This window comes from Pseudomonas yangonensis (assembly GCF_009932725.1).
Taxonomy (GTDB): Bacteria; Pseudomonadota; Gammaproteobacteria; order Pseudomonadales; family Pseudomonadaceae; genus Aquipseudomonas; species Aquipseudomonas yangonensis.
The window spans coordinates 1-236 of sequence record NZ_BLJU01000300.1 but is presented as its reverse complement, the minus strand read 5'-3'; the positions used below and the strand labels follow the sequence as shown (position 1 = coordinate 236).

The window sequence follows — 236 nt, the reverse complement described above, 5'->3', positions numbered from 1 at the left end:
GGTCAGCTCCCAGAACACGAACATCGCCACCAGATCGTCGGCCAGCACCAGGCCGAGCATCGCCAGCATGAACACCAGCAGGTAGGCGTGAAAGCGACCGAGGTGGACATGACTGGACAGGTAGCTGCCGGCGTAGAGCACGATCAGGCTGCCGATGCCGCTGATCAAGAGGGCAAACAGCAGCGAGAGGCCGTCCAGGCGTAGACTCAGGTTGATGCCCAGGGCCGGAATCCAGC

At 62.7% G+C, this 236-nt stretch carries 1 pseudogene; it reads right to left on the bottom strand.

Features of this window, described 5'->3' with window-relative positions:
- Window positions 1-236, bottom strand: a pseudogene (locus GYB81_RS24425) (putative monovalent cation/H+ antiporter subunit A); the annotation flags it as partial.